Below are 12,301 nucleotides of genomic sequence, written 5' to 3'. Positions count from 1 at the left end.
GGTTACCTCCCATGGGATGAGCCGTACAGCGGACGCCCCAGGCAGCAGCGGAGGCCGGCGTCCGGCGGCAGATCGGTGGTGAAGCGCCGCCAGCGCCACAGCGGGCGGCAGTCGATCACGACCGGGGCCCCGGCCAGGTGCACCCAGGCGGTGGGGTGCGCGTACACCATGTCAGGCAGCAGGCCGCGCGCCCGCTTCGGCAGGCGGGAGCGGCGCAGCGGCCGGACGGAGAACTCGCCGGCGTCCGCGCAGCAGAGGCCGGTGACGTGCCAGTCGAAGAACACCACTTCGTCGTCACGCAGAGCTTCACGAGCCGCGGGAGTGAGCGTGACAGCGGACATTTGTGGCTCCTGAACAACAGGTAGCTCAGAAATTACCGACGGCCTTACCCGGCGTAGTCGCGCTTGAAACCGCCATGGGCGGGGTGAAAGTTTCAGTGCCCTTATGCGCTGTTTCTACTGATCAGGGCCTTCCGTCACGCTTTACCCGCTGTTCGAGCGAGGGTTGATCGCCTTTTTCGATGACAATCCCGGCAGGAACCGTTCCGCGGGAGGTATCGATGCGCAAAGCACGTGCTCTGCTCGTCTCGACTCTGCTGGTGGGGGGCGCGCTCACGACGTTCACCGCCGCCCCGGCGCACGCGGAGAGCCTGCGAGGCGTCTACTACGACTACTCCGAGTGCCAGCGGATAGGCCAGTACGGCTACAGCCAGGGCTGGTGGGGCTTCTGGCACTGCGAGGCCCAGTACTCCTACTACTTCCTGTACGCCTGACCACGGAAATCCCTTTGCGGGCGGCAGCGCCGGCCTGGTAGACCTGGCCGGCGTGCTGACCGGAAGACGCGTACGCCTGAGAGCCCTCGAACCCGCCGACAGCGAGCCGCTGTGGCGCTGGTACCACGACCCCGAGGTGGGCCGGTGGATGGACGGCACCCCGCCCATCTCCCTGGCTCAAAACATCGAGAAGGGCCAGAACCGCCCGCGCAACACCTTCGAGCAGATGGTCCTCGGCATCGAGGCGCTCGACGACGGCAAGCTCATCGGCTACGTCGCCCTCGGCGACACCGACTTCCGGCACGGCGAGGCCGAGCTGCAGAGCATCGCCATCGGCGACCGCGACCGCTGGGGCGGCGGCTACGCCACCGACGCCCTCCGGGTCATCTGCCGCTACGCCTTCGAGGAGATGGGCCTGCACCGTGTGACCTTGTGGGTGGTGGCCGACAACGCGGCGGCGGTGCGGGCGTACACGAAGGTCGGGTTCGTGGAGGAGGGCCGCAGGAGGGAGTCCTTCCGCGCCCGGGGCAAGCGGCACGACTTCCTCATGATGGGGTTGCTGAGCTCCGAGCTCAGGTGAGCTCGTCGTCCCAGTCGGGCGGGGTGACCTCGCCCGACTCCCAGTCGGAGCGCAGGATGCCGTAGCCGATCGTGTCGTGGCGCGCACCATCGGGGGCGGGCCAGGCCCGCCGGTAGTGCGCCTCCTTGGCGTAGCCGTTGCGGCGGAAGGCGGCGCGCATGGCGCGGTTGTCCTGGCGGGTGTTGCCCTCGATCCGGTCGATCCCGGGCAGCTCGGTGAACAGGTAGCGGGTCAGCCAGGCGACGGCCGCCGTGCCGAGGCCCTTGCCGCGCCAGGCGGCCCTCACACGCAGGTCGAACATCGGCGTGTCGTCGTCGAGGTCCTGGAGCCTGACCAGCCCCGCGCGCTCGCCGCCAGCCACGATCCAGAACGTACGGTTGCCGCCGTCGTCGTAGCCGCCCTCGGCGACCCGCCGCAGGACGGCCTCCCGCTCCTGGACCCCGGCGTGGTAGGGCCACTCCTCGCCGGTGAGGAAGTCGGCCAGGGCGGCGGCGTCGGCCGCCGCGAACCTCGTGAACTGGATGCGCATCCGCCCGACGATGGTCACCGGGCCGGCCCCCGGTCAACCGGTTTTCCCCTCCGGCAAGCGGAACGGGCCCGCCGCGCGGCGGGCCCGTTCAGCGAACTCAGCTGGTCACGGTGATGCGGTTCGTGGCCGGCGGGGCGATGGGGCTGTTCGTGCCGAGGTAGGCGACGAAGGCGTCGATGTCCAGCGGCCCGCTCCACAGGTCGGTGCCCTGGGTGAAGGCGGCGAAGGCGTCGCCGCCGCCGACCAGGAAGTTGTTCGCCGCGACCCGGATGGTCTGGGCGTCCGTCACCGGCACGCCGTCGATCTTCATGTCCGACACCTTCGAGCCCCAGGGGGCGCCGGTGCTGTAGGTGTAGGTGAAGTTCGCGGAGGGCTGGAGGATCTTGGTGAAGGGCTGGTTGTTGGGTCCGCCGGTGAACTGCTGCTCCAGCACCGTCTTGAGCTGCGCGCCGGTCAGCGTCACGACCTGCATGAGGTTGTTGAACGGCTGCACGGCGAACGCCTCGCCGTAGGTCACGACGCCGTCGCCCTCGCCGGCCGGGGAGGAGGGGTAGCTGAGCAAGGTCCGCACGCCGCCCGGGTTCATGAGCGCGATCTGCGCGTTGCCGCCGGTCCTGGTGGCGGCGAGCTGGGCGTCGGCGATGACGTCGCCGAGCGGGGACTCGCCGGAGGGCGTGGCGGTGTTGCTGAGTTCGGCCGTGATGGAGCCGATCGTCTTGTTGGCGACCGGGGCCACGCGGTCCCTCCACGTCTGGACGAAGGTGTTGATATCCGAATCGGGATCGACCGTCCGGGTCACGACGTGATTGTCCGCGACGACCGAGGACCGGTCGATGTCCAGGTTCTTCAGGTTGACCTTGAGGTCCACCTGGGTGATGACCCGCCCGAACGAGCCGCCCTGCGAGTAGAGCCGGTCGTTGCCCGCCGGGTCCTTGATCTTGCAGAGGTACGCCTGGTGCGAGTGCCCGCTGAGCACGACGTCGATCTCCGGGTCCACCTGCGTGGCGATGCGCGCCCCCGCGCCCGCGACGGCCGAGCAGGCGTCCGGCGACTGCCCCGCGTTGACCTGGTCGCCCTCGTGCATCAGCACGACCTGCGCCTTGACGCCGACGAGCTTGAGGATCTTCGAGGCCACGTTCGCGGCCTTGACCTCGTCGATGAACTTGAGGTTCTTGATGCCCTCGGCGGTGACGATGTTCGGCGTGGTCTGGGTGACCAGGCCGATGAAGCCGATCGGCACGCCGTTGACCCACTTGACGCTGACCGGCGGCAGGGCGGGCACGCCCCAGTCGGCCATGAGCTTCTTCGCCTGCGCCTGCTGGGCGCCGAGCGAGGCGAGCGCGTCGGTGCGCTCGTTCGGGTTCTTGAACAGCACGTTCGCGCCCACGTAGTCGAACGTGGCGCCCTTCCACTTGCCGGCCGGCGAGCAGCCGTCGACCGGGTGGCAGCCGCCCTTCATGATGCGGCGCAGCTCGGTGTAGCCCTCGTCGAACTCGTGGTTGCCGACCGCGGCCACCTTGAGCCCGAGCTTGCCCAGGAACTCGACGGACGGCTCGTCGTGGTAGGCCGCCGACAGCAGCGGCGAGGCGCCGATGAGGTCGCCCTGGGCCACGGCGATCGTGTTCTTGTCGGTCAGTGCCTTCATGTGCGTGGCGATGTACGCCGCACCGCCGGCGTCGACGGTGTTGCCGTTCTCGTCCACCATGCGGCCCGAGGAGCCGGTCGGGGGTTCGAGGTTGCCGTGGAAGTCGTTGAGCGCGAGCAGCCGCACGGGGACCGTGAGCGGCGCCTTCGCCTTGCCCGGGCTCGCCGCGCCCGCGGGGACGGCGGCCAGCACGACCGCGCCCGAGGCGACGGCTCCGGCGAGGACCAGCCGGAGGAATGAACGAGACGTCATGGCCCACCACGTTAAAGCCGGAACCCAAGCGGCCAATGTCGCAAAGGTAACGATTTGCCCGGCTGTCGCATGGCGTTATTTGCCAGTCGTACGCCTAGAGTTCTGGTGTGAGCGCGCACGTGGAAATCAGGCAACGACTGGACGACCCCGAGATCGCCGAGGTGCTGCGGCTGGTGGAGGCCGCGACGCAGGCCGACGGCGTCCGCCCGCTCAACGAGCACGTGATGCTCCACCTCCGCTACGGCGGCGACGTACGAGCCCGTTCGATCCTGCTCTTCCAGGACGATGTTCTGGCAGGTTACGCCCACGTCGATCCGACCGACGAGGTCGAGGGCCCGAGCGCCGAGCTGGTCATCCACCCCGCGCACCGGCGTTCCGGCAACGGCGCCCGCCTGCTGCGGGCCGTACTCGACCTGGCCGACGGCCGGCTGCGCCTCTGGGCCCACGGCGACCACGTCGCCGCCGGGGCGCTCGCGGCCTCGTTCGGCCTGGAACGCGTCCGGTCGCTCTGGCAGATGCGCCGCTCGTTGTTCGCGCCGCTGGCGGCGTACACGCTGCCGGAGGGGGTGCGGATGCGGACGTTCGTGCCCGGCCAGGACGAGGAGTCCTGGCTCAAGGTCAACGCCGCCGCCTTCGCCCACCACCCCGAGCAGGGCGCGTGGACCATGGACGACCTGCTGCGGCGCGAGCGGGAGCCCTGGTTCGACCCGGAGGGCTTCTTCCTCGCCGTCCGCGGCGATCGGCTGGTCGGCTTCCACTGGACGAAGATCCACGGCTCCACCGAGTCCACCGAGCACGGCCACGAGCCGCTCGGCGAGGTGTACGTCGTCGGCGTCGACCCCTCCCAGCAGGGCACCGGCCTGGGCAAGGCCCTCACCCTGGCCGGCCTCGACCACCTGCGGGCGCGCGGCCTCGCCCAGGCCATGCTCTACGTGGACGAGGCCAACACGGCCGCGATCAGGCTGTACGAGGGGCTGGGGTTCGCCCGCTGGGACGTGGACGTGATGTACGCGATCGCGTGATCCTGCTTACTCGATGATCGCGTGGAGGATGAAGTAGGACACTGCGGCCACCGCGGCCGCGGCCGGGATGGTCAGGATCCAGGCGGTCACGATGTTGCCGGCCACGCCCCACCGCACGGCGCTGAGTCGCTTGGTCGCGCCGACACCCATGATCGCCGAGGTGATCGTGTGCGTGGTGGAGATGGGCGCCCCGAACCCGATTGCGGCCACGTACAGCACCGTCGCCGCCGCCGACTCCGCGGCAAAGCCCTGGGGCGGGTCGAGCGCGATGATGCGCCGGCCCAGGGTGCGCATGATCCGCCAGCCGCCCGCGTACGTGCCGAGCGAGATCGCGCCCGCGGCGGCCAGGATGACCCACTGCGGGATGTCGTCGCCGGGAGAGGCGAACCCGCCGACGACGAGGGCCAGGAAGATCACACCCATGGTCTTCTGCGCGTCCTGGAGGCCGTGCCCGAGCGCCATGGCGGCGGCCGAGACGGTCTGGGCGTAGCGGAAGCCGCGGTTGGTCTTGCCCGGCTGGGCATGCCGGAAGATCCAGTAGATGGCGATCATGATGCCCGCCGCCAGCGTGAAGCCGACCAGCGGCGACAGCACCATGGGGATGACGACCTTCTCGAGCACGCCGTCCCAGTGCACGACGCTGGCCGAGGCGAGCGCCGCCCCGACGAGACCGCCGATCAGCGCGTGGCTGGAGGAGGACGGGAGACCGAAGTACCAGGTGATGAGGTTCCAGGCGATCGCGCCGATGAGCCCCGAGGCGACGATCACCAAACCATGTGAGCCGTCCGGTGCGTCGATGATGCCTTTGCCGACCGTCTGGGCGACTTGGGTGCCCAGGTGGGCGCCGATGAAGTTCATGGCCGCCGCCATGAACAGGGCGGCCCTGGGGGTCAGGGCCCGGGTCGAGACGGAGGTCGCGATGGCGTTCGCCGCGTCGTGGAACCCGTTGGTGTAGTCGAAGATCAGAGCGACGACGACCACGCCGATGACGAGGGCGAGCGTGAGGTCCACTGGGCGGGCCTAGCTTTCCTTGACCGCGATCGACTCGACGGTGTTGGCCACGTGCTCGAAGGCGTCGGCGGCCTCCTCGAGGGCGTCGACGACCTCCTTCATCTTCATGACGGTGAGGGCGTCGTACTCGCCGCTGAACAGCTTGGCCAGCAGCCGGCGGTAGACCTGGTCACCCTGGTTCTCCAGGCGGTTGACCTCGATCCAGTACTCGTTGAGGTTCTTCATCGAGCGCAGGCGCGGCATGGCCTCCGCGGTCAGCTCGGCGGCCCTCTCCAGCACCTCGACCTGGCGCACGACATCTTTGGGGAGATGGTCGAGCTGGTAAAGGACGATGAGGTCGGAGGCGGCCTCCATCGCGTCCATGACGTCGTCGAGGTTGGAGGCGAGACGGTAGATGTCCTCGCGGTCGAACGGGGTGATGAAGCTCTCGTTGAGCCGGTTCATGATCGCGTGGGTGCGTTCGTCACCGGCGTGCTCGCAGGCGCGCATCTTCTCGGCCAGGGCCTCCCTGTCCGAGCCGTCGCTGATGATCTCGACCAGCAGGCGCGATGCCGTGACCAGGTTGTTCGCGGAGTCGGCGAACAGGTCGTAGTAGCTGTCCTCACGTGGCGTGAGACGCAGGCGCACGTCGTTCTCCAGATGTGCGGGGATGGTCCGTGGAAGAGGGTACGGCCTACCAGGCGAAATGCGAACTTCATGTCCCCTTCGCCTAATGGCTACCCGTAGTAGGTGGCGCGACACCGAGAAATCCGCTAGTTTTCGGGCCTTTTTGCAGCTCCAGCCCGCTCCGGCGAGCCGGGGCCGGCCCTCCTGATCAGGCCGGACGCCCGCCCGTTCATCCGACTGTTCCCCGGCCGTTCACCTGATGTTCATCTGAATCAGATCTGCGTACGGTGGAAGTTTCGATAGGAGCGCGACGGGGTCGGACCGCGCTGGCCCTGGTAGCGGGAGCTGTACTTGGCGGAGCCGTACGGGTGCTCCGCCGGCGAGCTCAACCGGAACACGCACAGCTGCCCGATCTTCATCCCCGGCCACAACTTGATCGGCAACGTCGCCACGTTCGACAGCTCCAGCGTCACGTGCCCGCTGAACCCCGGATCGATGAACCCCGCCGTCGAATGCGTCAGCAGCCCGAGCCGCCCGAGCGAACTCTTCCCCTCCAGCCGGGACGCCAGATCGTCGGGCAGCGTGATGACCTCGTACGTCGAGGCCAGCACGAACTCCCCCGGATGCAGGATGAACGGCTCCTCGCCGTCCGGCTCCACCATACGCGTCAGATCCGGCTGCTCCACGGACGGATCGATGTGCGGGTAACGATGGTTCTCGAACACCCGGAAGAACCGGTCGAGCCGCACGTCGATGCTGGACGGCTGGATCATCTCCTGGTCGAAGGGCTCCAGCACCAGCCGGCCGGAGTCGATCTCGGCGAGGATGTCACGATCAGATAGCAGCACGGAGAGCAACTTACCGGTCGGGGTCGAAGTTCGGCGCTCGGGAGTGCTGTTGAGGGCCAAAGTTCCGCTACAGTGGGGGACGCGAGTTTCCCCAAGGCTGCGGGCTGTGAGGTTGTGGGTTCTGGGCTGTGGGCTTCGGGAAGTGCGCGCGGGTGTAGTTCAATGGCAGAACATCAGCTTCCCAAGCTGACAGCGCGGGTTCGATTCCCGTCACCCGCTCTCAAGGTGAAGGCCCAGGTGGGGACATGAATCCCGACCCGGGCCTTAGTAGTTTCCCGACTGATTCGATCTTCGCGGGCCATTAACGGGCCATTAGCTCTTGATCAGCCTGCCGGGACCAGTACGCCCGCTGTGCCCTCGTCGTCGTCATCGTCACGTGCTTCGAGTTGCCGATCGATGGCGTTGGTGATCGCCTCGTCGGCTCCTCTGACCGCGTGCTGGTAGATCATGGCCGCCCGTACGTTGTCGTGCCCCATGCGCGCCATGAGGTCCTTGAGACCCGCGCCGGACTCCGCGGCGAGCATGTTCCCGGTGTGGCGCAGGTCGTGGAAGTGGAGCCCCGGCAGGCCCATCTCCGTGACGACGTCCACCCACCGTGTGCGGGTGTTGAAGCCGCTGCGGCGGATCGGGCCGCCCTTGGCCCCTGGGAACATGAGGGCGGCCGGGTCGTCCTGCACGTACGTGTTGATGTGCTCCTGGAGGACGGGGACGATGCTCTGGGGAATGCCGACCGTCCGGCGTCCGGCCTTGGACTTGGGAGGCCCCAGCACCAGCCCGCCCGTGGAGCGCTCGACGAAGGCGACCCGGACGCGGACCGTACGCGCCTTGAGATCGACATCCATCCGGCGTAGTGCGCTGACCTCAACCCAACGCAGGCTCGCGAACGTGGCCAGCAGCACCATCGCGCGGAACCGCCGGTCCTGGGTGGAGTCTGCCTTTCCCTCCATGGCCATCCTCCACAGTGCACGCTCAGCGGCAGCACGCGTGTGGAAGGTTTCCGTATGGGCTCGCATCGCGCCGTACCGTTGAAAACGCAGCCGGTACGCCCCGTCCTTGATCTTGCGGACGTTGCCGATCGGTCGTAGCCCGACCCGGTCGGCCAGCTCGAACACCTGGGGGACAGTGAGCACCGGCCGTTCTTGAGCGTGCTCGTCGCCGGCCCCTCGAATCCGGCACGGGTTGTGCGGGATGACCCGGTCATCGGCGGCGGTCATCAGCACGGCCCGCAGCAGCCGGTACGCCTTGGCCGCCATGCTCACCGACACACCATTGCCGAGCAGATCGGCCCGCCACTGCCGGACGGTCGTTGTGCTGATCTTGGCTATCTGGACGTTGCCGAGATACGGCGTGATGTGCTTCTTGAGCAGCCAGCGATAGAGATCGACGGTCCGGGGACGCAGGCCAGGGCGCTGAGCGATCCAGGTCTCGGCGTAGTCGCGCAGCTTGATCTTGCCGCGCTCTGGATCGTTCCATTCGCCCTTGATGATTTGTGCTTCGATGAGCGACAGCGCCCGTTCCGCGTCGGACTTGCGTTCGTAGGTCTCGGTGCCCGTGCGCATCCGGCCGTCCGGTGCGAGATACCGGATCTGGTACCGACCAGACTCCCGCTTGCGGATGTTGCCGAAACGGCGATGGTTGTCCTTGTTCGCCATCAGGCGGCCCTCCCGGTTGCGTCGAAGGTCGTCATGGGCGCGACGGTCCCGGCGACGACGAAGGCGATCAGTGCGGACTCTCGGATGCGGACGTGCCGCCCGACCTTCACGAACTCGATCCGGCGTTCAGCGATCAGCCGGCGGACGAAGCGAACCGAGGTGCTGAGCAGTTCGGCCGCTTCCGGGACGGTGAACAGTTGGTCCAAGATCTCCTCCTCTCAGGCTGCCTGCGGATTTGCCGAAAGTTCTTCGAGCCGTCTCAGGTGAGCGCGCCATCGCTGCCGTTCGGCGATGGACCTGAGGAGCCGGACGCCGATCGGAGCTACATCGGGATCACCGGGCCGTACCGGCTGCCAGACGTAGCGGTGCGGGGCGGTGGGCTCGTCGGCCTGGCCGAGCGCTTCCAGGACCCAGGTGCGGCGGTCCTGCTTGTGTTCGGCGAGGGTCTTGTTGCTCCACTTGCGGGAGACGAGGACCCGGCGACCGGCGTACCCGAGGTGTTCCGGCTTGTGGGCCTTCGACCGGCAGCATCCGGGAACCATCCCCGGCTTGGCGTTCTTGGGCTGCACGCCGTACCGGAGCCAGTTCGGGCAGGTCGGCGAGCACGGCTCGTAGCGGAGCGCATCGACGAAGCGGGCGGCGTGCTCCCGCTGAGCTTGGCCGTCCAAGGTCTCGCCGAGGCTCTTCGTCAGGTACTTGGACAGATACCGGATGCACTGGTCAGCGTCCGGCGACCCGGCGAGCACACCCTTCACGTCCACCTGGTCACCGAAGCGGATCATGTGCATAGGCTCGTCGCCGAGCTGGTCAAGAGCTTCGTCCCAGGTGGGCAGGACCTCGCCGGTGTCGGGGTCCGCGTAGCCGGTGCCGTCGTTCCAGACGGGCAGGTGCTCACCCTCGAAGCGGGCTTCGTCCGCCTGAGGCCACCAGACCTGGTGGTACGTCGCCGCCGCGATCTGCTTCATCTCGGCGCGCGGCGAGGTGCCCCGGATGGCCATGTGCAGATGCGGGGCGAGCCGCTTCTGAGGCTCCACGGTGGCGAAGTACTGCACGTCGTAGCCGGCGACCCGGCGAAGGTTCTGCACGAACCGGTCCACCAGCTTGGAGAAGTGCAGCGCGTCACGAGCGGCCCGGACATAGTCGTACGCGTCCGGGTCGATGGGCGCGCCGTTGAGGACCTTGCCGTAGCTCGGCAGGGTGAGCGTGACGAACAGCGAAGGACGGTAGGTCCTGCCGTCGGCCGCCTCGAAGGTCCGGCCCAGGGTGGTGCTGGCCATCTTCCGCTTGGGCAGGTCGGGTGCGTCCTGGCGGCGCTTCGTCGAACGGACCCGCTTGGAGCTCGTTCGGCCTACCACGTTCCCGCGCATCCCGGCCTCGTTGATCTCGATGTCAAGCCCGGTGAGCACGGCGTCCAGGTCGGAGGTGTCTCCGCCGGCCTTTGCCTCCTCATCGCGCTTGGCCTGCATGTCGGCCCGGAACTCGACAAGCCAGCGCTGCCCGTCGGTCGGCTCATCGGGCGTGATGATCGGCTCCTCGTCGAGGTGCCAGCCCTCGCGGCACTGCGCCATCCGGAGCTGCCGGTTGCGCTTGGCGCACGGAGGACACTTGCTCTCCAGCGGGGAGCCGCACGGGACATCGACGACCTCTGACTTGCCGGTCGTCATGTCGAGCCGCCTGAGCGCCACGGGCCGGATGCAGACGCCGTGAAGCTTGGCGATCTCCTCGGCCACGTCACGGGCGAGCGGTTGAGCCATGCGGATCGCTCGCGGAGTCTTGCGGTCGGTCAACGGGCCTCCTCTCCGATCTCTGGGGACGTGAGCGCGGTCTGTCCGCACTCGGAGCACTCGACCAGGCCACGCAGCGAGTCGAGCCAGAGGGCATTCAGCGCGCCGCACAGGGCGCAGCGAAGGCCGTCGAGGAAGTGAGCCAGTGTCATCGGACCTCACCAGCCATCGCGCGGATGTCGTAGTCGGAGACGTACGCGGCACGGACGCGAATTGGATCGGGACTGATCTCCAGCCGCACATATCCGACGCCTGCGCCCCGCTCCGGACGAGGAGAGATGCGGTCGGCCAGCGCGCCGCGATCCCTCGCCCCGTCGCCGAGCACCATGTCCACCTGCTCCGACTCGTCGAGTCGTAGGGCGATCTTGTCGGGGAACAGGTTGCGGATGTTCATGACCTCCTTGCGTGGGCCCTGAAGAGCCGCCAGGACGCCGACGCCGACCGCACGCCCTTGGGTGGTCAGCGTGGCCAGGGCAGCGGAGATGCGTTGCCTGAGCTGCCTGTCGGACTGGTAGGCGGTCAGGAACGCCACCTCGTCGACCACGACCAGGACGAAGGGATCGTCGAGGGTGGGCGTATGTGATCGCTGGACCCCGGCGAACCGAGCCGCCCGCTTGTGCATGACGCTCACGGCCTCGTCGAGCAGATCAGCGCAGTCAGCGGGGTCGGCCGCGTACCGACCGCCGAAGAGAGCCTTGCCGTACGACAGCTCCATGAGCTTGGGGTCGAGCGCCCATATCTCGACCAGGCCCGCACGCATCGCAGGCATGAGCCCGCGAATCGCTGACCAGATGATCGAGCCCTTGCCCGCCCCGGTGGCACCGGCGACGAGGACATGAGTCCCGTGCAGTCGTAGGAGCCACGGTGAACCGTCCTCTTGCCTGCCGATCTCGACCGGCCCGACGGTCGGCGTGCCCGGAATCGGAAGCGCTGCTATCGGCGCGGCCAGCGGATCGTGACGCGGGAACGTCAGCACGAGCCGACCAGCCTTGGCCACCGCCACACGGCATGACTCCGACCCGAAGCCATGGGACAGGTTCTCGATCCTGTCGGACCAGTCCTTGGCCGCCTGGCCGTCGAGCATGCGAACGGTGAGCCTGTCGGCCCAGGAGTCGGAGGTGACCTTGACCAGCCGCGGAACGTACTCCCGTCCGCTTATGTGCCGAGCGAGACCGGCGACGGTCATGACTGGTTGCCAGTGCCGCCGGTAGATCCAGAACCAGCGTGCGAAGGCGAGCAGCCGCCAGCCGACCCATCGCAGGAACGTCGGCCTGTCGAGGACCGCCCAGGCGCCCATGGCCACAAGAGCCGGAACGACGGGCAGCAGCGCGACGCGCCAGCCGTACGTGAGGCAGAGCCCAGCAGGAACGGCGACGGCCGCCAGCGCGATGGGATGCCGCCAGGCCAGCCGAAAGAGGCCGGCCACGAACCGGGCGATGAAGATGACCAGAGTGATGATCGCCGGGGTCTGCACCACGGCCGGTTTGAAAACCACCGCCGTGTCAGGGGTGGTGGAGACGATGCGGTGCGGCTCGTCGCCGGGCATCCTCTTGAACATTAGGGTGAAGTCCTTCCAAGCATGTCGCGTGTGTACGGAAGA

Annotated in this window: 14 protein-coding genes and 1 tRNA gene; 4 read left to right on the top strand and 11 right to left on the bottom strand. The window is 68.1% G+C overall.

The window, feature by feature from the left end; translation table 11 throughout:
• Positions 1-2: 2 nt before the first annotated feature.
• Complete coding sequence (locus BMW85_RS11540; RefSeq protein ID WP_091080305.1) at positions 3-341, bottom strand: hypothetical protein; 339 nt, start codon at positions 339-341, stop codon at positions 3-5.
• Between the two features lie 218 nt (positions 342-559).
• Between BMW85_RS11540 and BMW85_RS11535 the strand changes: the two genes are divergently transcribed.
• Together BMW85_RS11535 and BMW85_RS11530 are read left to right on the top strand one after the other, a co-directional pair.
• Entirely contained in the window at positions 560-772 is a 213-nt protein-coding gene (locus BMW85_RS11535) for a hypothetical protein (protein WP_091080302.1), read from the top strand.
• 52 nt (positions 773-824) lie between these two features.
• Entirely contained in the window at positions 825-1,352 is a 528-nt protein-coding gene (locus tag BMW85_RS11530; RefSeq protein ID WP_091080301.1) for a GNAT family N-acetyltransferase, read from the top strand.
• On the opposite strand, the gene BMW85_RS11525 is transcribed toward BMW85_RS11530, so the two are convergent.
• Together BMW85_RS11525 and BMW85_RS11520 are read right to left on the bottom strand one after the other, a co-directional pair.
• Positions 1,345-1,881 carry a GNAT family N-acetyltransferase gene (locus BMW85_RS11525; protein ID WP_091080733.1) on the bottom strand — a complete coding sequence of 179 codons (537 nt, stop codon included), beginning with the start codon at positions 1,879-1,881 and terminating at the stop codon, positions 1,345-1,347. The genes BMW85_RS11530 and BMW85_RS11525 overlap by 8 nt on opposite strands.
• A 97-nt stretch (positions 1,882-1,978) precedes the next feature.
• Positions 1,979-3,778, bottom strand: coding sequence for a bifunctional metallophosphatase/5'-nucleotidase (locus tag BMW85_RS11520; protein WP_091080298.1), 1,800 nt, complete (start codon positions 3,776-3,778; stop codon positions 1,979-1,981).
• Between the two features lie 107 nt (positions 3,779-3,885).
• On the opposite strand from BMW85_RS11520, the gene mshD reads away from it, so the two are divergent.
• Positions 3,886-4,800: a mycothiol synthase gene (gene mshD, locus BMW85_RS11515; protein WP_177240618.1), complete on the top strand. Its 915-nt coding sequence runs from the start codon at positions 3,886-3,888 to the stop codon at positions 4,798-4,800.
• 6 nt (positions 4,801-4,806) lie between these two features.
• Here the strand turns inward: mshD and BMW85_RS11510 are convergent, their stop codons facing one another.
• The 3 genes from BMW85_RS11510 to dcd form a co-directional block, all read right to left on the bottom strand.
• Positions 4,807-5,811: an inorganic phosphate transporter gene (locus BMW85_RS11510; RefSeq protein WP_091080293.1), complete on the bottom strand. Its 1,005-nt coding sequence runs from the start codon at positions 5,809-5,811 to the stop codon at positions 4,807-4,809.
• A 9-nt stretch (positions 5,812-5,820) separates the two neighbouring features.
• Positions 5,821-6,438: a DUF47 domain-containing protein gene (locus BMW85_RS11505; RefSeq protein WP_043625094.1), complete on the bottom strand. Its 618-nt coding sequence runs from the start codon at positions 6,436-6,438 to the stop codon at positions 5,821-5,823.
• Between the two features lie 251 nt (positions 6,439-6,689).
• Positions 6,690-7,265, bottom strand: coding sequence for a dCTP deaminase (gene dcd / locus BMW85_RS11500; protein WP_091080731.1), 576 nt, complete (start codon positions 7,263-7,265; stop codon positions 6,690-6,692).
• A 148-nt stretch (positions 7,266-7,413) separates the two neighbouring features.
• Here dcd and BMW85_RS11495 point away from each other — a divergent pair.
• A tRNA-Gly gene (locus BMW85_RS11495) sits at positions 7,414-7,484 on the top strand.
• 104 nt (positions 7,485-7,588) lie between these two features.
• Here BMW85_RS11495 and BMW85_RS11490 read toward each other — a convergent pair.
• Genes BMW85_RS11490 through BMW85_RS11475 form a run of 5 tightly spaced genes read right to left on the bottom strand, consistent with a single transcriptional unit; the run spans position 7,589 to position 12,259 of the window.
• Complete coding sequence (locus BMW85_RS11490) at positions 7,589-8,917, bottom strand: tyrosine-type recombinase/integrase (protein ID WP_091080290.1); 1,329 nt, start codon at positions 8,915-8,917, stop codon at positions 7,589-7,591.
• Positions 8,917-9,123, bottom strand: a complete 207-nt coding sequence (locus BMW85_RS11485; protein ID WP_225271124.1) for a helix-turn-helix domain-containing protein — start codon at positions 9,121-9,123, stop codon at positions 8,917-8,919. Before BMW85_RS11485 ends, BMW85_RS11490 begins: the two co-directional genes overlap by 1 nt.
• 12 nt (positions 9,124-9,135) lie before the next feature.
• Positions 9,136-10,671 (bottom strand): replication initiator, encoded by a 1,536-nt coding sequence (locus BMW85_RS11480; RefSeq protein WP_091080728.1) that lies wholly within the window; start codon positions 10,669-10,671, stop codon positions 9,136-9,138.
• A gap of 29 nt (positions 10,672-10,700) precedes the next feature.
• Positions 10,701-10,853 (bottom strand): hypothetical protein, encoded by a 153-nt coding sequence (locus tag BMW85_RS49485; RefSeq protein WP_177240617.1) that lies wholly within the window; start codon positions 10,851-10,853, stop codon positions 10,701-10,703.
• Entirely contained in the window at positions 10,850-12,259 is a 1,410-nt protein-coding gene (locus tag BMW85_RS11475; RefSeq protein ID WP_091080286.1) for an FtsK/SpoIIIE domain-containing protein, read from the bottom strand. Before BMW85_RS11475 ends, BMW85_RS49485 begins: the two co-directional genes overlap by 4 nt.
• Between the last annotated feature and the right edge of the window lie 42 nt (positions 12,260-12,301).

It is taken from the genome of Nonomuraea wenchangensis (assembly GCF_900111685.1).
Lineage (GTDB): Bacteria > Actinomycetota > Actinomycetes > Streptosporangiales > Streptosporangiaceae > Nonomuraea > Nonomuraea wenchangensis.
The sequence above is the reverse complement of the archived record's forward strand: the minus strand, read 5'-3'. Positions and strand labels throughout refer to the sequence as shown.

What these genes read in the sequence shown, in the direction of transcription:
- BMW85_RS11535 (WP_091080302.1), top strand. Translation starts at nt 560, where the DNA reads ATGCGCAAAGCACGTGCTCTGCTCGTCTCGACTCTGCTGGTGGGGGGC.
- BMW85_RS49485 (WP_177240617.1), bottom strand. Translation starts at nt 10,853, where the DNA reads ATGACACTGGCTCACTTCCTCGACGGCCTTCGCTGCGCCCTGTGCGGC.
- BMW85_RS11540 (WP_091080305.1), bottom strand. Translation starts at nt 341, where the DNA reads ATGTCCGCTGTCACGCTCACTCCCGCGGCTCGTGAAGCTCTGCGTGAC.
- BMW85_RS11520 (WP_091080298.1), bottom strand. Translation starts at nt 3,778, where the DNA reads ATGACGTCTCGTTCATTCCTCCGGCTGGTCCTCGCCGGAGCCGTCGCC.
- BMW85_RS11525 (WP_091080733.1), bottom strand. Translation starts at nt 1,881, where the DNA reads ATGCGCATCCAGTTCACGAGGTTCGCGGCGGCCGACGCCGCCGCCCTG.
- BMW85_RS11480 (WP_091080728.1), bottom strand. Translation starts at nt 10,671, where the DNA reads ATGGCTCAACCGCTCGCCCGTGACGTGGCCGAGGAGATCGCCAAGCTT.
- BMW85_RS11475 (WP_091080286.1), bottom strand. Translation starts at nt 12,259, where the DNA reads ATGTTCAAGAGGATGCCCGGCGACGAGCCGCACCGCATCGTCTCCACC.
- BMW85_RS11490 (WP_091080290.1), bottom strand. Translation starts at nt 8,917, where the DNA reads ATGGCGAACAAGGACAACCATCGCCGTTTCGGCAACATCCGCAAGCGG.